Raw genomic sequence first — 21669 nt, forward strand, 5'->3', positions numbered from 1 at the left:
ACAATCCATATTTTGCTGTTCAATAAATTTTCTAAAAATTCAAAATTAATTAACAGATTTTCTAGAAAGACTATATCTTTTAGTATAAACGTATTAATTTCACAGAGACAAGTAATCTGTGTTTTACTAATATACTTTACATACAAAAAACTCTTTACTTTAAAATGAACTAAGCTCGCAAATTCAATATGTATAATGAATAATATTAGAATTCATGCACTAGTTTATTAAAATAAAGAGTAATTTAAAATATCATTCCGTGTATTAAAGTGAATGGAAATGATTAGTTATTATTTTTAACAGTATCTTTTTGTTCAATAGCTTCTAACATTAATTTAGTCATGCTCGCTAAATCATATTTAGGATCAAATCCCCATTCGCCACGTGAACAGCTTGTATCAATAGAATCCGGCCAACTATTAGCGATACCTTGTCTAATAGGATCAACATCATAATCTAATGTAAAATTCGGATAGTATTCTTGAATTGCTTCTTTTACCATCTCTGGATCAAAACTCATTGCGCTCAAATTATAACCGTTTCTAGTTTCTAATTTAGCGTCGTCTGCTTCCATAAGTTTAATAATTGCTTCAATTGCATCATCCATATACATCATATCCATATACGTGCCTTTATCTATGAAGCTTGTATAATGACCTTCTCTTACTGCTTTGAAGTATATTTCAACAGCATAGTCTGTAGTACCGCCACCTGGCTCTTTAACATGCGAGATTAAACCTGGGAATCTAACACTTCTTGTATCTACACCAAAACGTTTGAAATAGTATTGACATAATAATTCTCCAGATACTTTATTTACACCATACATTGTCGTAGGTTGCTGAATCGTTACTTGTGGCGTATTAACTTTAGGAGTTGAGTCTCCAAATGCACCAATTGAACTTGGTGTGAAAAAGTGCAAATTATAAGTTCTTGCAGCTTCTAATGCATTCATTAATCCACCCATATTTAAATCCCAAGCAAGAATTGGATTTTTCTCAGCAGTTGCTGATAATAATGCTGCCATATGCATTAGACTATCCGCTTCAAAGTCCCTAACTAACTCAAACATGCGGTCACGATCTGTTACGTCTAAGATTTCAAATGGTCCATTTTGTACAGGTGAGTCTGCTTCAGGTTCCCTAATATCTGTAGCAAGAACATTATCTGTCCCATAAATCTCTCTGCACTTAACAACTAATTCTGTACCAATTTGTCCTAATGCACCAGTAATCATAATTTTTTTCATAGAAATATCTCCTTTGTCTCTTCTATATAACCATAGTCCATCACAAGTGGACATAATATTCATTTTCATAATAATTATAATATAAAAGCGCTTTCTTGTATATATGACATGTACATGTTGCTGATATTTCTGTAAATGAAAATTCTAGCTGTATTAATTAATTTTAGTAATTTATAGCGTTGAATATTACTAATTACTGTCAAATTAAATTTTTTATCCCTCAACTCTTAAACTCTGGATATCTTTCATTATATTAGCTTTTTTATATCCATGGATATCATGTAAAGCCTTATAAGCTTTAAATAATGTTTCATATCTTTGTACTTTTTCCGCTTCTGGATTAATTTCGTATAAAATTGGCTCTTTCATAGCATCAACTGCATCATTAATTGAATTATGTGCGCCACCACTGACTGCACCTAATATTGCTGCGCCTATTGCTGGTGCATACTCACTATCCATAACAATTAGTTTTTTATTCAGTACATTCGCATAGATATCCATCATAACAGCATTCTTTTTAGGTATACCGCCACATGCAAATACTTTTTCTACTTCCATATGCCAATCTTGATACTGTTGCATAATCATCTTAGTACCAAATGCTGTAGCTTCTAAATATGCTCTATAAATATCCTCATGCTTAGTTTGTAAAGTTAATCCAAAGATACAACCTGTTAAATTGCTATCACTTAATACACTTCGATTTCCATTATGCCAATCAAGAGCAATGAGCCCACTTTCACCTGGCATTTGATGTTTTATCTTTTCATTCATTAATTCAAATACAGTCATATTTCTATTTGCTGCTTCATCTACATATGACTTTGGTGCTTGCTTAGCGACATAATCAAACAAATCACCTACTGCTGATTGCCCCGCTTCATAAGCAAATAATTCTGGAATAATTGCTCCTTTTACAGAACCTGATATACCTGGCACTTGATGTTGCTTTTCATTTAACATAAGATGGCATGTGCTTGTTCCCATCACCATAGTCATTTCTTTATCTTTTTCAGATCCAATACCTAATAAACTAGCATGGGCATCAATAATAAAAGGACTTACCATAGTCTCTTTTGATAATCCTAATTTCTGTGCCATTTTATGATCCAGTTTCCCTACTGCTTCACCAATATTAACAACCGGTGCAGATACTTTATCTTGAATTACTTTTGATAATTTGGGGTCTATTTTATCAAATAAATCATAATGAAACCCTGTTTCTTCTTCCCAAAATGCTTTGAAACCTAATCCACAATTCGAGCGTACATTTTTATTAGTTAATTTATTTACAATCCAATCGCCCGCTTCCATAATATAAGCCGTTTTTTCCATAATTTCTGGTGCTCGATTCATGACTTCCATTATTTTGGGAATCATCCATTCACTACTAACATTATATCCATAATGGCCTAACCACTTATTATTATTTTCAATAGCAGTTTGATATAATTTCTCTGCCTCTTTATATGCACCATGATGTTTCCAAAGTTTCACATACGCATGTGGATTGTTTTTAAATTGTTTTAAATTATGTACCGGGTTAAGGTTTTCGTCAGTAAAAATAATAGTAGATGAAGTAAAGTCTATACCAATACCTACTATATTGACTGGATCTACTTTTGATTCACGTACTATATATGAAATTCCTTCTTCCATAATTTCTAAATAATCATTACTATTTTGAAGTGCATATGTATGTGGTATTTTTAAACCATTTAATTCACTCTCAATGACACCATGTGTATATGGTTTCACAAATTTTGATACTACTTGACCGTTAGTCGTATTAATTAAAAACACACGGCCTGAAGCAGTTCCATAATCAATTCCAATGCTATAAGACATCATGTTTCCTCCATATCGCTAGTTGCAGTTATTAGTTATGCAAGCGTTTTCTTAAATCATACTCATAATAGGTTCTATTTTACAAGTATCACTTAAATTTTGCCAAAAAAAGAGCCCTCATACATTTACATATGAGGCTCCTCTAATTAATATTTAATTATTTATTTTGTATTGCATTTAACATTTCATTAACTGCTAATTTTCCTAACTCATTTGAAGCTAAAGGACTGTCACCTGTTAATAATTTACGATCTTTTAACGTTCTTCCTGTCATATCGTCGTTGACTACTTTTAAACCTTGTTTAGTTAATAAATCAGCAACTAACCATTTCAAGCGTCCAGGTAAATAACCTATTTCAATATTTGCACCTTCATCTAATGAGTCAGGGAAGACACAAACAGAGTATCCTTCTAATGGAGATTTTTCTCTGTTAAGCCCTGCTGAAAGTAGTGCTGCTGGTCCATGACATAATGTAACTATAAAGCGGTCATTTTCTAATGCCCAATCTAATGTTTGTTGAACGTCTTCGCTTTCAGAAATACCAACAACTGCAGCATGTCCACCTGGGATAAAGACAGATAAATAGTCTGAATCAGGTCCTAATTCATTTTTAATCACATCTGCTAATTTTTTTGGCTGTTTTAATTTTTCTTTCAATTTATTATAAGTGCTTATAACTGCCTCGTCTTCAGTTGGCATAGCCCATAATTCTAATTTAGCTGGATAACCAGATAATGTCGCAACATCAACGTCAAAACCTGCTTCCATTAAATGATGTAAAGGTAATAACATTTCAACAGGATGATTACCCGTAGAGAACATTTTTCCATTTTCCAATAATACATATCTCTCTTCAGCAGCAATCATCAATACTTTCCATTTACCATCTTTATAGGCACCTTTGTGTTCAACACCATCAAAATCTGTTTTAGGTGCTGTATATTGACTAAGGGAATATGGTGATGGGAAAAATGCGTTATCTTCTGCTTTATCTGGCGTTGGTTGCTTACTTAATTCATTTACATCTTGTGACATAGTTTATTCCTACTTTCTCTATATAGTTACTACTAGTATAGACATATACTACACACTATAAACATGTATTACTATTAAAATGCTCATTATCAAAAATAATTAAAATGAATTTCTTTGTAAAAATACAACTAAATTCTACAAGATGCTTTTAAAATTCAAACTTTAATGGTTGATACAACTAAACATTGTTATAAGAACTTACTGTTAATAAACTAAACATTTTAAAAAAAGCCCACGACAATATTTGCCGTGGGAATAAATAAATTTTAAATCAACTTCATTTCTTTTCCTACTTTTTCATAAGCCGCAATTGCTTCATCTAACATGTCTTTTGTATGTGCAGCTGTAGGCATATTTCTTACACGTCCTGTACCTCTTGGTACTGTTGGGAAAACGATAGATTTCACATAGACACCTTCATCTTTTAAACGCTTACTAAATTCTTGAGTTGTTTTTTCATCACCAATAATTACTGGTGTAATTGGAGTTTCTGACTCACCTGTATCATATCCTAATTTTGACAATCCGTTTTTTAAATATTGTGCATTGTCCCATAATTTATCATGTAATTCAGTTGAAGCCATTAACTTTTTAACTGCTTCAGTTATTGCTTTAGTATCCCCAGGTGCTAATGATGTAGAGAATAAGAATGGTCGTGATTGTGCTTTTAACCAATCTATTAACTCTTTTGTACCTGCTACATAACCGCCAACGACACCAATTGCTTTAGAAAGCGTACCTATTTGGAAATCGATTTTATCTTGTAAACCAAAATGTTTAACCGTACCAGCGCCTTTACCCATAACACCTGAACCATGAGCGTCGTCAACATAAGTTAATAAACCAAATTCTTCTGCAATTTCTACAATTTCAGGTAATTTAGCCACATCACCATCCATACTAAAAACACCATCAGTGATATACATCACTTTATTGTATTGACCTGATTCAACTGCTTCTTTTGCTTTCGCACGTAAATCATCCATGTCTGAATGGTTAACTCGAATAATTTTAGCTTTTGATAAGCGACATCCATCAATAATTGATGCATGATTAAGCTCATCTGATAAAATAGCATCATTTTTATTCATAACAGCCGAAATAGCAGCCATATTACAATTAAATCCTGATTGATAAGCTATTGCAGCTTCTGTTCCTTTAAATTTTGCTAGTGTTTGTTCTAATTCGTCGTGTAAATCTAATGTACCATTGATTGTACGAACAGCGCCTGCACCTACACCATGTGTATCAATAGCTGCTTTTGCAGCTGATTTCAAATCTTCATTTGTTGCTAGTCCTAAATAATTATTTGAAGATAAGTTAATGTATGATTTCCCATTGATTTTGATTTCTGGTCCGTTTGCACCTTCAATTGTATCTATTTCATTATACAAACCATTTTCTTTTAGATAATATATATTTTCCTCTAAAAACTCATGTAATGATTGAACCACAGTATATAATCCCCCTTAAGTATTGTTTGGTAATACCTTTATCATACAGTAATTCTACATAACTTGAAAGCCTTATCATTTATAGATAAAATATCTCAAAGCAATCATTTAGTACGATAATTTCATAAAATGTTATACTATAAACATTATTTTAGAAAGTAGTGATAAGGGTGTTAGATTGGTTCCAACTAGCAAATAATAAAGAAAATAAAACAATTCAACTCAGACGTTATTTACACCAATATCCTGAGTTATCTTTTGAAGAATTTCAAACACATGATTATATTGTTAACCAATTAAGCCAGTTATCTTGTGATATTGAAACACCTATCGGCCGCAATGGTATCAAAGCCACATTTAAAGGCTTGGGCACAGGACCTACCATTGCATTAAGAGCTGACTTTGATGCGTTACCTGTCGAGGAATTAAACGATGTGCCTTATAAGTCTAAAAATCCAGGATGTATGCATGCGTGTGGGCATGATGGTCATACAGCAATTTTACTTACTGTAGCAGAGATTTTAGATGAACATAAACATTTATTAGAAGGTAATGTTGTATTAATATTCCAGTACGGTGAAGAAATCATGCCAGGTGGTTCTCAAGAAATGATAGATGCTGGATGTCTGGAAAATATAGATAGAATTTACGGTACACATTTATGGAGTGGTTATCCTACTGGAACTATTCATTCACGTGCTGGGGCAATCATGGCCTCTCCAGATGAATTCAGTGTCACAATTAAAGGTCGTGGCGGTCATGGTGCCAAACCTCATGAAACCATTGACCCAATAGTGATCATGGCAGAGTTCATTTTAAGCGCACAAAAAATAATTTCACGTACAATCGATCCAGTTAAACAAGCTGTACTTTCATTTGGAATGATTCAAGCAGGCACCACAGATAGCGTTATACCTGATCAAGCATTTTGTAAAGGTACAGTTAGAACTTTCGATTCAGATATACAGAATCATGTAATGGACAAAATGGATAAGCTACTACAAGGTTTAGCAATAGCAAATGATATTAACTATGATTTGAATTATATTAAAGGGTATTTGCCTGTCCATAACAACGAGAAAGCATATCAAGTTATTAAAGAAGCAACAAATGACATACATGTACGCTTTAATGAATCAGATTTAATGATGATTGGAGAAGATTTTTCACATTATTTGAAAGTACGACCAGGTGCATTCTTTCTGACTGGTTGTGGTAATGAAAGTAAAGGTATTACAGCGCCACACCATAATCCCAAATTTGATATTGATGAAAAATCATTAAAATACGCTGTAGCTGTATTTTTAAAAATCATTGAATTAGAGCAAGTATTTAAAACAAATTAAGCATTTAAATTAATTGAAAGACATGAATCTGAGACATAAACTAATGAAATGCTCCCTTCAAAGTAGACATTGAAAAAATTAAAACTTTGAGAGGAGCATTTTACAATGTTCAAGACGCTACAATTTTATTTAAACAGTATTATCAGTTATAAGTTTTATTAGTCAGTCTTTCATCAATTATTGTTCTTCTAAATCGAATAGCCATTACAAAATTTACACATTAAAAAAAGACCCCTCGATTGAGGGATCTTCTTTTTATATAAAATCTAAGAAATTAGAAATTATTTAATGATTTCAGTAACAACGCCTGATCCTACAGTACGTCCACCTTCACGGATTGAGAAACGAGTACCGTCTTCAATCGCGATTGGAGCGATTAATTCTACTGTCATTTCAACGTTATCACCAGGCATTACCATTTCAGTACCTTCTGGTAAGTGAACAACACCAGTTACGTCAGTAGTACGGAAATAGAATTGTGGACGATAGTTTGAGAAGAATGGAGTGTGACGTCCACCTTCGTCTTTTGATAATACGTATACTTCTGCTTTGAATTCAGTATGTGGTGTAATTGAACCAGGAGCAGCTAATACTTGACCACGTTGTACGTCTTCACGAGCAACACCACGTAATAATGCACCAATGTTGTCACCAGCTTCAGCGTAGTCTAATAATTTACGGAACATTTCAACACCTGTAACAGTTGTTTTAGATGTGTCATGTAAACCGATGATTTCAACTTCTTCACCAACTTTGATTTGACCACGTTCAACACGGCCTGTAGCAACAGTACCACGACCAGTGATTGAGAATACGTCCTCAACTGGCATCATGAATGGTTTGTCAGAATCACGTTCTGGAGTTGGAATGTAAGTATCTACAGCTTCCATTAATTCTAAGATTTTTTCTTCGTATTGAGCATCGCCTTCTAAAGCTTTTAATGCTGAACCAGCGATTACAGGTACATCGTCACCTGGGAAGTCATATTCGCTTAATAAGTCACGAACTTCCATTTCTACTAATTCTAATAATTCTTCATCGTCAACCATGTCAACTTTGTTTAAGAATACTACTAATGCTGGTACACCAACGTTACGTGATAAAAGAATGTGTTCACGAGTTTGTGGCATTGGACCGTCAGCAGCAGATACTACTAAGATACCGCCGTCCATTTGAGCAGCACCAGTGATCATGTTTTTAACATAGTCAGCGTGTCCTGGGCAGTCAACGTGAGCGTAGTGACGTTTGTCAGTTTGGTACTCAATGTGAGAAGTATTGATTGTGATACCACGTTCTTTTTCTTCTGGAGCGTTGTCAATCATGTCATATGATTGTGCAACTGAGTCACCATTTTTTGCTAATACAGTAGCGATTGCTGCTGTTAATGTTGTTTTACCATGGTCAACGTGACCGATAGTACCGATATTGGCATGTTCTTTAGAACGATCAAATTTTTCTTTTGCCATTATAAAATCTCTCCTATTCTAATTAAAAATAATATTTAAATTTATCTCTCATGATAGTTTCTCACCATCATGAGAAATTATTTATAGCGATGCAAAAAGAATTTTACAATTCTTTTATAATGCATTCACCCCAAAAAATCAAACTATAAAGATGATAGCTTACATTTAAGCTCACCTTGTATTTTAACCTAGGCTAGCTAGTCAAAACAAGTTATATTATTCACCTTTATTTTTCTTGATAATATCTTCAGCGATTGATTTTGGAACTTCAGCATAGTGATCGAAGTACATAGTGTAAGTACCGCGACCTTGAGTGTTTGAACGTAATGATGTTGCATAACCGAACATTTCTGAAAGTGGTACATAAGCATTAACAACTTGTGCATTACCACGAGGTTCCATACCATCAACACGTCCACGACGAGATGTTACGTCACCCATGATATCACCCATGTACTCTTCAGGCATTTCAATAGTTACTTTCATCATTGGTTCTAAGATTACAGGATCACATTTTTTAGCAGCTTCTTTAAGTGCTAATGATGCAGCAATTTTGAAGGCCATTTCAGATGAATCGACATCATGGTATGAACCATCATATAATTTAGCTTTAACATCAATTAATGGATAACCTGCTAAGACACCATTTTCCATAGCATCTTTAAGACCAGCTTCTACTGATGGAATGTATTCACGAGGAACTACACCACCAACGATAGCGTTTTCGAATTCGAAACCTGCGCCTGTTTCGTTTGGTGTGAATTCAATGTGAACATCACCGTATTGACCACGACCACCAGATTGACGAGAGAATTTACCTTGAACTTGTGCAGATGATTTAAATGTTTCACGATATGAAACCATTGGAGCACCTACGTTACATTCAACGTTGAATTCTTTCTTCATACGGTCTACTAAGATGTCTAAGTGAAGCTCACCCATACCACCGATGATAACTTGTCCAGTTTCTTCGTCAGTGTGTGCATGGAATGTTGGGTCTTCTTCTTGTAATTTAACTAAAGCTTGAGTCATTTTATCTTGGTCAGCTTTAGATTTTGGCTCTACTGATAAGTGAATAACTGGCTCTGGGAATTCCATTGATTCCAAGATAATGTCATTTTTCTCACCACATAAAGTATCACCAGTACCTGTATCTTTAAGACCTACCGCAGCAGCGATATCTCCAGAGTATACAGTATCGATTTCTTGACGTGAGTTAGCGTGCATTTGTAATAAACGACCTACACGTTCACGTTTACCTTTAGTAGAGTTCTTAACGTATGAACCAGATGTCATTGTACCTGAGTACACACGGAAGAATGTTAATTTACCAACATAAGGGTCAGTCATAACTTTGAACGCTAATGCAGCGAATTCAGCTGAATCGTCTGCTTTCGCGATTACTTCTTCTTCAGGGTTGCTAGCACGGTGACCAATAATTGGTTTAACGTCTAGTGGTGAAGGTAAGTAATCAATTACAGCGTCAAGCATTAATTGAACACCTTTGTTTTTGAAAGCTGTACCACAAAGTACTGGGTAGAATTCTACGTTAGTAGTAGCTTGGCGGATAGCTTCTTTTAATTCAGAAACTGAAATTTCTTCGTCACCAAGATATTTTTCCATTAATTCGTCGCTAGTTTCTGCAACTGCTTCGATTAAGCTAGCACGAGCTTCCTCAGCTCTATCTAAGTGGTCTTCAGGAATTTCAATTTCTTCAATTTCAGTACCTAAATCATTTGTATATTTGAAACATTTCATTTCAACTAAGTCAATGATTGCTTCGAATTCGTCTTCCGCACCAATTGGTAATTGGATTGGAGCAGCGTTAGCTTGTAAACGATCATGTAATGTACTTACAGAGTATTCGAAGTTAGCACCTAATTTGTCCATTTTGTTTACAAATACGATACGTGGAACACCATAAGTTGTAGCCTGACGCCAAACTGTTTCAGTTTGAGGTTCAACACCTGATTGTGCATCAAGTACTGTAACTGCTCCGTCAAGTACACGTAATGAACGTTCAACTTCTACAGTGAAGTCTACGTGTCCAGGTGTATCGATAATGTTTACACGATGACCTTCCCAAGCTGCTGTTGTTGCAGCAGATGTGATAGTAATACCACGGTCTTGTTCTTGCTCCATCCAGTCCATTTGTGAAGCACCTTCGTGTGTTTCACCAATTTTGTGGATACGGCCAGTGTAATAAAGAATACGTTCAGTCGTAGTCGTTTTACCAGCATCAATGTGAGCCATGATACCGATATTACGAGTTTTTTCTAATGAAAATTCTCTAGCCATGTATTTTTTCTCCTTCCAGTTTATATTACTGAATAAATACGATAGATATGGCGATGCCCTAAGCATGAACGCTTAATGAAAATTCATTAATATAGAACACACTCAGGGTAAAAGCTTTTATCTTACCAACGGTAGTGAGCAAATGCTTTGTTTGCTTCAGCCATTTTGTGAGTGTCCTCACGTTTCTTAACGGCACCACCTGTATTATTTGCTGCATCTAAAATTTCGTTAGCTAAACGATCTTCCATCGTTTTTTCACCACGAAGACGTGCATAGTTAACTAACCAACGTAAACCTAAAGTAGTACGACGCTCTGGACGAACTTCTACAGGTACTTGATAGTTAGAACCACCTACACGACGAGCTTTAACTTCTAATACTGGCATAATGTTGTTGATTGCTTCTTCGAATACTTCTAATGCATCACGACCACTGCGTTGTTCAACTAGGTCGAATGCTGAATAAAGAATTCTTTGTGCTGTTCCACGTTTACCATCTAACATAATTTTGTTAATTAATTTTGTTACTAACTTAGAGTTATGAATTGGATCTGGTAATACGTCTCTTTTAGGTACTGATCCTTTACGAGGCATAATGTAAATCCTCCCTTCCTTATATTAAATATTTTAAGTTTAAGATTTAATTAAAAACTAAATTCTTAGTTTTTAGGTTTCTTAGTTCCGTATAATGAACGACCTTGTCTACGTCCGTCAACACCTGAAGTATCAAGTGCTCCACGTACAATATGGTAACGCACACCTGGTAAGTCTTTTACACGTCCACCACGTACAAGTACAACACTGTGTTCTTGTAAGTTATGTCCGATACCAGGGATGTATGCGTTAATTTCGATGTTGTTTGATAAACGCACACGTGCATATTTACGTAACGCTGAGTTAGGTTTTTTAGGTGTCATTGTACCTACACGAGTACATACACCACGTTTTTGTGGTGAGTTTAAGTCAGTAATTTTTTTCTTTTTACTGTTGAAACCTTTATTTAAAGCTGGAGAATCTGATTTTTTGATTTTGCTTTGTCTTGGTTTACGTACTAATTGGTTAATAGTTGGCATGTGATATGTCCTCCTCTCTTCACTTTTTAATCCCACACATCCAGGTGGTTCATTTTTAGGTTAAATAAAATTTAGTAAGTAAAACACTTACTAATTCTCATTTAATCAATGCTACTATTGTCGCATTGACGTTAATACCTACATGTTTACCCAAAGCATGTTTGCTTTTGAAAAAAGATACAGGTATATTTTTCTGATTGATTTGGCTTAACACGCGAGTCATTAAATATACTTCAACGTCTTCAGCAATAATCAAAGATGTAACTTGATCTTTCTTTAACGCTTTAAGCGTTTCTTTAAGACCAACTACAAAATGTTGTTTGTTAAAGCGTGCAACTTTTTCCTTAGACAATAATTTATCCTCCAAAGTTCTGCTTGCATCACCTTTAATATATTAACATTGAACAAGAGAATTCGTCAACATTAAATCAAATAATTTACATAAAAATAACAAGAGGCTAAAGCCTTAGCCTCTGTTATATACTTGTTATTCCGTTACTTCAGTTTGAGATTCAACTTCTGCAACTGGTTTAGCTGTTTTTTCGTATTTTACGTCGCTATAACGTCTCATACCAGTACCAGCTGGAATTAACTTACCAATAATTACGTTTTCTTTAAGACCTAATAAGTCATCACGCTTACCTTTAATTGCTGCATCTGTAAGAACTCTTGTTGTTTCTTGGAATGATGCTGCAGATAAGAAACTTTCTGTTTCAAGTGATGCTTTAGTAATACCAAGTAATACTGGTTTAGCTGTTGCAGGGCGCTTACGGTGTTTAAATGCTTCTCTATTTGCATCTGTAAAGTTATGAATATCAACTAATGAACCTGGTAATAACTTCGTATCACCTGCTTCGATAATTCTAACTTTACGTAACATTTGTCGAACCATAACCTCAACGTGTTTATCGTCGATTTCTACCCCTTGCATACGGTAAACTTTTTGTACTTCTTTTAATAAGTAGCTTTCAGTCGCGTTTAATCCAGCAACAGATAAGTAATTCTTAGGTTCAATAGAACCTTCAGTTAATACTTCACCACGTTGAACTGGTTGACCGATTTCTACAATAATTCTTGAAGTACCTGAAGCAAGGTATGATCTTGTTTCATTAGCACCTTTAACAACAATTTCTTGTTGTCTATCTTTTGCTAATTTAATATCTTCTACGACACCTTCGATTTCCGTAATTACCGCTTGACCTTTAGGGTTACGTGCTTCGAAAATCTCTTGAATACGAGGAAGACCTTGTGTGATATCGCTACCTGCTACCCCACCTGTATGGAATGTACGCATTGTAAGCTGTGTACCTGGTTCACCGATAGATTGGGCTGCAATTGTACCAACTGCTTCACCAACTTCAACTTTTTCACCAGTAGCAAGGTTTTTACCGTAACATTTTTCACAAACACCATGTCGTGCGTTACAAGTAAATGCTGAGCGAATATACATTTGTTCAATACCAGCATCTGTAATTTTCTTAGCAATTTCAGGTGTAATTAATTCATCAGGACGAATGATTATTTCATCAGTTTCAGGATGACGAATTGTTTCTTTAGAATAACGACCTTCAATACGTTCGATAAATGGTTCAATCATTTCTGTACCTTCTTTAATATCAGAAACTAATAAACCTCTATCAGTACCACAGTCTTCTTCACGAACAATAACATCTTGTGCCACGTCAACAAGACGACGAGTAAGATATCCTGAGTCAGCTGTTTTAAGTGCTGTATCGGCAAGACCTTTACGTGCACCGTGAGTTGAGATGAAGTATTCAAGTACTGTTAAACCTTCACGGAATGAAGATGTGATTGGTAATTCGATAATCTTACCAGATGGTGCGGCCATCAATCCACGCATACCTGCTAACTGTGTAAAGTTAGATGCGTTACCACGGGCACCTGAATCACTCATCATGAAGATTGGGTTAGTTTTATCAAGTGATTGCATCAATTCACCTTGAATTTGATCTTTTGCATCTGTCCAAATTTCAACAACTGCATTGTATCTTTCTTCTTCAGTGATTAAACCACGATTGAATTGTTTTGTAATTCTGTCGACTAATTTTTCATGCTCATCAAGTATTTGTTGCTTATCAGGTAATACTACGATATCAGCAACACCTACTGTAATACCAGCTTTAGATGAGAATTTGAATCCTAAGTCTTTCATACGGTCTAACATCATTGATGTATCAGTGATGCTAAATCTGTTGAATACTTCTGCAATAATATTACCTAAGAATTTTTTGTTGAAAGGTTCAATTAATTCTTCATTTTCAAAGTATTCTTTTAATCCACCTTCACCTAAAGTTGTAGGATCGATGAAATATCTGTTTGGTGTCTTTCTTTCTAAGTTTTCTTGCGTAGGTTCATTAATATAAGCAAATGAATCTGGAATGATTTCATTAAATATAATTTTACCTACTGACGTAGCAAGAATCTTTTTGTTTTGTTCTTCAGTAAATGTTGGATTGTTGAATGAACTTGCATGTACACCAATTCTTGTGTGTAAATGTACAAAGCCATTTGCATATGCTTTTAATACTTCATTTGTATTATTAAAGATTGCGCCTGTATTTACTGCATCTTTTCTTTCTAAAGTAAGGTAATAGTTACCAAGTACCATATCTTGTGATGGTGTAACTACTGGTTTACCATCTTTAGGGTTCAAGATGTTTTGTGCTGCTAACATCAACATTCTTGCTTCAGCTTGTGCCTCTTTTGATAAAGGAACGTGAACCGCCATTTGGTCACCATCAAAGTCAGCGTTATAAGCTGTTGTTACAAGTGGATGTAGACGAATCGCACGACCTTCAACTAAAGTTGGTTCAAATGCTTGAATACCAAGTCTATGAAGTGTTGGTGCACGGTTAAGTAATACAGGATGTTCTCTAATTACTTCTTCCAATACGTCCCAAACTTCATCATCCATGCGTTCGATTTTACTCTTCGCATTTTTAATGTTAGTTGCAATTTCACGTTGAACTAATTCTTTCATTACGAATGGTTTAAATAGTTCAAGTGCCATTTCTTTTGGTAAACCACATTGGTACATTTTCAAGCTTGGACCTACCGCGATAACTGAACGTCCTGAATAGTCAACACGTTTACCAAGTAAGTTTTGACGGAAACGACCTTGTTTACCTTTTAACATATGAGATAAAGATTTTAATGGACGGTTACCTGGACCAGTAACTGGACGACCACGACGACCATTATCAATTAAAGCGTCAACGGCTTCTTGTAACATACGTTTTTCGTTTTGAACGATGATACCAGGTGCACCTAAATCTAATAAACGTTTCAAACGATTATTTCGATTAATTACACGACGGTATAAATCGTTTAAGTCACTTGTTGCAAATCGTCCACCATCTAATTGAACCATTGGACGAATTTCTGGTGGAATGATTGGAAGTACATCTAAAATCATCCATGAAGGTTTGTTACCTGAATTACGGAATGATTCAACAACTTCTAAACGTTTAATTACACGAGTAAGTCTTTGACCAGTAGCTGATTCCAACTCATCGCGTAACAATTTAAGTTCTTCGTCAAGATCAATCTCTTCAAGTAAATCTTTAATACCTTCTGCACCCATTTTTGCAACGAATTGACCTGGGTATTTATCATAATAATCTCTGAATTCAGCTTCAGATAATAAAGTTTTCTTTTCTAAACCAGTTGGACCTGGATCTACAACAACATAAGAAGCAAAGTAAATAACTTCTTCTAATGCTCTTGGTGACATGTCAAGTAATAATCCCATACGACTTGGTATACCTTTGAAATACCAAATGTGAGAAACTGGAGCAGCAAGTTCAATGTGACCCATTCTTTCACGACGTACTTTAGATTTAGTTACTTCAACTCCACATCTGTCACAGACCATGCCTTTGTAGCGAACACGTTTGTATTTACCACAACTACATTCCCAGTCTTTTGTAGGTCCGAAAATTCTTTCACAGAATAGACCATCTTTTTCAGGTTTTAATGTACGGTAGTTGATTGTTTCAGGTTTTTTAACTTCACCAAAAGACCAAGAACGGATTTTTTCAGGTGAAGCCAATCCTATTTTCATATAATGGAAATTATTTACATCAATCAAGGAGCCTACCTCCTTCAATTTAGATTAGCTGTGCTATTTGATTGATTTGCATTTATTTAAAATGGCTTAAAGTACTAAACTGAATCATCAATAAAATTCAGCTTAGTATCTTTTTGCCTGTTTTGTAAATTGCGTATTAATCAGTAACTTCTTTTTGTGTTTCAGGAGCATCATTTTGTTGTAAATCTACTTTGCGTTCTACAACATCATCGTCATCAACGTCTGTCATTTCGATTTCATTATCTTGCTCATCCATAACTTTTACATCTAAACCTAAACTTTGTAATTCTTTCATCAATACTCGGAATGATTCTGGAACACTTGGTCTAGAGATGTTTTCACCTTTAACAATAGCCTCGTATGTTTTCACACGTCCTACTGTATCATCGGATTTGTAAGTTAAGATTTCTTGTAATGTGTATGCAGCACCATATGCTTCAAGTGCCCATACCTCCATCTCACCGAAACGTTGTCCACCGAATTGCGCTTTACCGCCAAGTGGTTGTTGTGTAACAAGTGAATATGGTCCAGTTGAACGCGCATGTAATTTATCATCAACCATGTGCGCAAGTTTCAACATGTACATTACACCTACTGAAATACGGTTATCGAATGGTTCACCTGTACGTCCATCATAAAGTACAGTTTTACCATCACGAGCCATACCAGCTTCTTCAATTGTTGACCATACATCGTCATCGTTTGCACCGTCAAATACTGGTGATGCAACGTGAATACCAAGATTTTTAGCAGCCATACCTAAGTGTAGCTCTAATACTTGTCCGATGTTCATACGAGATGGTACACCAAGAGGGTTTAACATGATATCGATCGGACGTCCGTCTGGTAAGTAAGGCATATCTTCTTCAGGAACAATCTTAGAAATGACACCTTTGTTACCATGTCGACCACACATCTTATCACCAACATGAATTTTACGTTTTTGAACGATATATACACGTACTAATTGGTTTACACCAGGTGATAATGTATCGTCGCCTTCTTCGCGATTGAATACTTTTACATCAAGAACGATACCGCCAGCGCCGTGAGGTACACGTAATGAAGTATCTCTAACTTCACGTGCTTTTTCACCAAAGATTGCATGTAACAATCTTTCTTCGGCAGTTAACTCAGTTACACCTTTAGGCGTTACTTTACCAACTAAAATATCTCCATCTTTTACTTCTGCACCAATATAAACGATACCACGATCGTCTAAGTTCTTAAGTGCACTTTCAGAAACATTAGGAATATCTCTTGTGATTTCTTCAGGTCCTAACTTAGTATCACGTGCTTCTGATTCATACTCTTCAATATGAATAGAAGTATACACGTCATCTTTCACAAGTCTTTCACTCATGATAACGGCATCCTCATAGTTGTAACCGTCCCAAGTCATGAAACCAACTACTACGTTTCTACCTAATGCCATTTCTCCTAATTCCATAGATGGTCCATCTGCTAAAATCTCGTTATACTCAACAACATCTCCAACTGCAACGATTGGACGTTGGTTGTAACATGTACCTGAGTTTGAACGTTTAAATTTAGCTAATGGATAGCGATCTAATTCACCTTCATGCTCAACGCCGTTCTCTTCAACTAGACGACGTACAAGAATTTCATTAGATTCAACATGTTCAACACGACCTCTGTGCTTAGCTGTAATAGCTGCACCAGAATCACGTGCTGCAACGTGTTCCATACCTGTACCAACAAATGGTGCTTCTGGATTCATCAAAGGCACTGCTTGACGTTGCATGTTCGCACCCATCAATGCACGGTTTGAGTCATCATTTTCTAAGAATGGAATACATGCTGTCGCTGCTGAAACAACTTGTTTCGGCGATACATCCATATAATCCATTTTTTCTTTAGCCATAACTGTATTGTTACCACGGAAACGACATACAACTTCATCATCCATGAAACGACCATTTTCATCTAATTTAGAGTTTGCTTGTGCTACAACATAGCTATCTTCTTCGTCAGCTGTTAAATAGTCAATTTGATCAGTGATAGCATGTGTATCTAAATCAACTTTACGATATGGTGTTTCAATAAAGCCGAATTCATTTACACGTGCATAACTTGATAATGAGTTCATCAATCCAATGTTAGGTCCCTCAGGTGTTTCAATTGGACACATACGGCCATAGTGAGAGTAGTGAACGTCACGTACTTCCATTTGAGCACGTTCACGTGTTAAACCACCAGGTCCTAATGCTGATAGACGACGTTTATTCGTTAACTCAGCTAATGGATTTGCTTGGTCCATGAATTGTGATAATTGAGAGCTACCAAAGAATTCTTTAATAGATGCAATAACAGGTCGAATATTAATTAATTGTTGAGGTGTGATAGACTCAGTATCTTGAATTGACATTCTTTCACGTACAACTCTTTCCATTCTTGATAAACCGATACGGAATTGGTTTTGTAGTAATTCACCTACAGAACGTAAACGACGGTTACCTAAATGGTCAATATCATCTGTATATCCAATACCACTTAATAAGTTAAAGAAGTAACTCATTGAAGCGATGATATCTGCTGGTGTAATACATTTAACTTCTGAGTCAGGGAAAGCATTACCAATTACAGTTGTCGTACGACCTTCTTCATCGTTAGGAACATATACTTTAATTAATTGAATTTCTACTGGCTCGTCTATAACGCTACCATGCAATTCAAACACTTCGCTATTTGCGTTTGATTCAAGTACATCCATGATTTCGTCGATTTTACGACGATCAAGCACTGTACCTTCTTCAACTACAATTTCACCAGTTTCAGTATTCACAATTGGCTCAGCTAATTTTTGATTGAATAAACGATGTTTTAAATGTAATTTTTTGTTTGTTTTATAACGACCCACGCTTGCTAAGTCATAGCGTTTTGGATCAAAGAAACGTGAATACAATAGACTTTTAGCATTTTCAACAGTTGGTGGTTCACCTGGACGTAAACGTTCATAGATTTCTAATAACGCTTGTTCAGTGTTTTCAGTGCCGTCTTTCTCTAAAGTATTACGTAAATATTCATTGTCACCTAAAAGGTCAACAATTTCTTGGTCACTTGAGAAACCTAATGCACGTAACAATACTGTTAATGGTAGTTTACGTGTTCTATCAATACGCACGTATACAACATCTTTAGCATCTGTTTCATATTCTAACCATGCACCACGGTTTGGAATAATTGTTGCATCATAGTTTTCACGACCATTTTTATCGATTTTTTCATTGAAATAAACGGATGGTGAACGAACTAATTGAGATACGATTACACGTTCTGCACCATTGATAACGAACGTACCTGTATCAGTCATTAATGGGAAATCACCCATAAAGACTTCTTGTTCTTTAACTTCTCCTGTTTCTTTAATGATTAGACGCACTTTTACACGAAGAGGTGCAGCATAAGTAGCGTCACGGTTTTTAGATTCTTCTAAATCATATTTTGGTTCTCCTAAACGGTAATCCACAAACTCTAATGACAAATTACCAGTAAAATCTTCAATTGGAGAAATGTCTCTAAACATTTCGATTAAACCTTCTCTTAGGAACCACTCGTAAGATTTAGTTTGAATTTCTATTAAGTTTGGTAATTCTAATACTTCTGAAATTCTCGCGTAGTTTCTGCGTTTACGATGTCTTCCATATTGGACAACTTGACCTGCCAAACAGATTCACCCCTCAAAAATTATGTGATCCGCTTTTAGCTAAATACCATAAGCATATTAATAAAAAGACAAAAAGAAAACGGCAACACTAATGATGACACCATTTTCGATTCTATATTTATTCTTAATTAACTTATCTATTTAACGTAAAAGTACACACTTATTGAACATAAATTTTTACATTATATAACTATAACAGAATATCCATTTCATTTCAAGCTTTTATACTTCTCAGAATGTAGTATCCTTTATCTTTATTTACCACTTCTACATTTCCAAAAAGTTCATTCATTCTTTTCTTTGCAGATGGCATACCTTGCTTCTTCTGAATTACAACGAATAGTTCACCGTTCGAGTCTAATCTATGTAATGCTTGCTCGAATATACGATGCACGGTTTCTTTCCCTGCTCTTATTGGTGGATTGGTTAAAATAAAATCAAAACTTTTGTCTTCCACAGCAGACAAAGCATCACTTTCCTTTACGATCACATTATCAATACCGTTTAATTTTTGGTTTTTTTCAACTAAGGCTAGCGCTCTGTGATTAACATCTAGCATCGTAATTGAATGATGTGGTGATACTTTAGCAATCATCAAACCAATTGGTCCGTAACCACAACCAACATCGGCAATTCGCTTACTTGGACCAGGTGGATGCGTTTTTAAAAAAGTTTGAACAAGAACATCTGAACCATAATCTACTTTATCTTTCGAAAACACTCCGTTATCAGTTATTAAATCAATTTTATGATGATTTAATTGATATTGAATACGTTGTTCATTGCTAATTACACTTGGATCTTCATCATAATAATGACTCATTATTCCACCTCATCTTCACTTTGTAACTCGTCATTATAATTATAACATTTCACTCAGTCTTTAAATGAATAAAACCCCGTTATCAAAATAACGGGGTTTTAACTTCTCAAAGAATCATTATATTATAGCAATACTTGCTATAAAACTTTGATTATTAAGTTTAAGATACTTGAATTATTTTAATTCTACAGTAGCTCCAACTTCTTCTAATTGTTCTTTAAGTTTTTCAGCTTCTTCTTTAGGTAAAGCTTCTTTGATTACTTTAGGAGCTCCGTCTACTAATTCTTTAGCATCTTTTAATCCTAAACCAGTTGCTTCTTTAACAGCTTTAACAACTTTGATTTTAGATGAACCAGCTGAAGTTAACTCAACGTCAAATTCAGTTTTTTCTGCTGCAGCATCAGCGCCACCAGCTGCACCTGCTACTGCTACTGGAGCAGCTGCAGTTACACCAAATTCTTCTTCAATTGCTTTTACTAAGTCGTTTAATTCTAATACTGACATTTCTTTAATCGCTTCAATGATTTGTTCATGATTAGCCATTTTATAATTCCTCCATTATTTTTAATTTTTTTACGCTAAAAATTATTCAGCGTTTTCTTCTTTTTGTTCTCCAATAGCTTTAACCGCATAAGCGAAGTTGCGTACAGGAGCTTGTAATACTGATAAAAGCATAGATACAAGACCATCGTGTGAAGGTAATGAACCAACAGTTTTAACTTCTTCTGCTGTAATAACATTGCCTTCCATAACGCCTGATTTAATTTCTAATGCTTCATGATCTTTAGCAAATCCAGAAATTACTTTCGCTGCAGCTACAGCATCTTCACTTGAAGTTGCAATAGCAGTAGGACCTGTTAAGAATTCATCTAAGCCTTCGATACCAGCTTTTTCAGCTGCACGACGTACCATAGTGTTTTTGTATACTTTATACTCAACACCAGCTTCACGTAATTGTGAACGTAAGTCAGTAACTTCAGCTACTGTTAATCCACGGTAGTCAACGATTACTGTTGAAACTGAATTTGATAGTACCTCAGCAATTTCATCAACTAGTTGTTTTTTAGCTTCAATGATAGCAGACATTCAGACACCTCCATTTAAATTTTTGGTGCTTTTTTTAAAATTAATAAAAAAAGCACTTTCTACCCACGGCAAAAAGTGCTTGAAAGATCATAGATCATCACGTTCAAGTCAATTTTAGCCTCGGCAGGATAAATTTTAAGTTATAAATAACTCCTACTGTCTTAGGTAAAATAATCACAATAAGTAATA

At 35.1% G+C, this 21669-nt stretch carries 15 protein-coding genes and 1 other annotated feature; of the genes, 1 reads left to right on the forward strand and 14 read right to left on the reverse strand.

Annotated elements, in window-relative coordinates; translation table 11 throughout:
• Positions 1-283: 283 nt before the first annotated feature.
• The 4 genes from JV528_RS09240 to JV528_RS09255 form a co-directional block, all read right to left on the reverse strand.
• Positions 284-1249, reverse strand: coding sequence for an NAD-dependent epimerase/dehydratase family protein (locus JV528_RS09240; RefSeq protein WP_204177488.1), 966 nt, complete (start codon positions 1247-1249; stop codon positions 284-286).
• Positions 1250-1462: 213 nt separating this feature from the next.
• Positions 1463-3100, reverse strand: coding sequence for a ribulokinase (locus JV528_RS09245; RefSeq protein ID WP_065315748.1), 1638 nt, complete (start codon positions 3098-3100; stop codon positions 1463-1465).
• A 157-nt stretch (positions 3101-3257) separates the two neighbouring features.
• The gene (gene hchA, locus JV528_RS09250) at positions 3258-4136 is read right to left on the reverse strand and encodes a glyoxalase III HchA (protein WP_000076398.1); all 879 of its coding nucleotides are present in this window, start codon (positions 4134-4136) and stop codon (positions 3258-3260) included.
• 266 nt (positions 4137-4402) lie between these two features.
• Complete coding sequence (locus JV528_RS09255; RefSeq protein WP_000250832.1) at positions 4403-5590, reverse strand: glycine C-acetyltransferase; 1188 nt, start codon at positions 5588-5590, stop codon at positions 4403-4405.
• A 170-nt stretch (positions 5591-5760) separates the two neighbouring features.
• Here JV528_RS09255 and JV528_RS09260 point away from each other — a divergent pair, with 170 nt between their 5' ends.
• On the forward strand, positions 5761-6936 hold the full coding sequence (locus JV528_RS09260; RefSeq protein ID WP_204177489.1) for a M20 family metallopeptidase: 1176 nt from the start codon (positions 5761-5763) through the stop codon (positions 6934-6936).
• 281 nt (positions 6937-7217) lie between these two features.
• Here JV528_RS09260 and tuf read toward each other — a convergent pair whose 3' ends face one another.
• From tuf to rplJ, 10 genes are all read right to left on the reverse strand, one after another.
• On the reverse strand, positions 7218-8402 hold the full coding sequence (gene tuf / locus JV528_RS09265; protein WP_001040568.1) for an elongation factor Tu: 1185 nt from the start codon (positions 8400-8402) through the stop codon (positions 7218-7220).
• Positions 8403-8618: 216 nt separating this feature from the next.
• Entirely contained in the window at positions 8619-10700 is a 2082-nt protein-coding gene (gene fusA / locus JV528_RS09270) for an elongation factor G (RefSeq protein WP_000090315.1), read from the reverse strand.
• A 122-nt stretch (positions 10701-10822) separates the two neighbouring features.
• Positions 10823-11293, reverse strand: coding sequence for a 30S ribosomal protein S7 (rpsG, locus tag JV528_RS09275; protein ID WP_001137495.1), 471 nt, complete (start codon positions 11291-11293; stop codon positions 10823-10825).
• A gap of 65 nt (positions 11294-11358) precedes the next feature.
• On the reverse strand, positions 11359-11772 hold the full coding sequence (rpsL, locus tag JV528_RS09280) for a 30S ribosomal protein S12 (protein ID WP_160181632.1): 414 nt from the start codon (positions 11770-11772) through the stop codon (positions 11359-11361).
• Between the two features lie 97 nt (positions 11773-11869).
• On the reverse strand, positions 11870-12124 hold the full coding sequence (locus JV528_RS09285) for a ribosomal L7Ae/L30e/S12e/Gadd45 family protein (protein WP_000031892.1): 255 nt from the start codon (positions 12122-12124) through the stop codon (positions 11870-11872).
• A 135-nt stretch (positions 12125-12259) separates the two neighbouring features.
• Positions 12260-15856 carry a DNA-directed RNA polymerase subunit beta' gene (rpoC, locus tag JV528_RS09290; RefSeq protein WP_204177493.1) on the reverse strand — a complete coding sequence of 1199 codons (3597 nt, stop codon included), beginning with the start codon at positions 15854-15856 and terminating at the stop codon, positions 12260-12262.
• Positions 15857-16019: 163 nt separating this feature from the next.
• Entirely contained in the window at positions 16020-19571 is a 3552-nt protein-coding gene (gene rpoB / locus JV528_RS09295; RefSeq protein ID WP_204177490.1) for a DNA-directed RNA polymerase subunit beta, read from the reverse strand.
• A gap of 214 nt (positions 19572-19785) precedes the next feature.
• A complete protein-coding gene (locus JV528_RS09300) occupies positions 19786-20394 on the reverse strand; it encodes a class I SAM-dependent methyltransferase (protein ID WP_000020308.1) in 609 nt (202 codons plus the stop codon).
• Between the two features lie 174 nt (positions 20395-20568).
• Positions 20569-20937 (reverse strand): 50S ribosomal protein L7/L12, encoded by a 369-nt coding sequence (gene rplL / locus JV528_RS09305; protein WP_001273586.1) that lies wholly within the window; start codon positions 20935-20937, stop codon positions 20569-20571.
• 42 nt (positions 20938-20979) lie between these two features.
• Positions 20980-21480 (reverse strand): 50S ribosomal protein L10, encoded by a 501-nt coding sequence (gene rplJ, locus JV528_RS09310; protein WP_001273085.1) that lies wholly within the window; start codon positions 21478-21480, stop codon positions 20980-20982.
• A gap of 37 nt (positions 21481-21517) precedes the next feature.
• Positions 21518-21664, reverse strand: a sequence feature (ribosomal protein L10 leader region).
• Between the last annotated feature and the right edge of the window lie 5 nt (positions 21665-21669).

Origin of the sequence: Staphylococcus sp. GDB20D11A (genome assembly GCF_016893255.1) — a bacterium.
Classification (GTDB): Bacteria; Bacillota; Bacilli; order Staphylococcales; family Staphylococcaceae; genus Staphylococcus; species Staphylococcus aureus.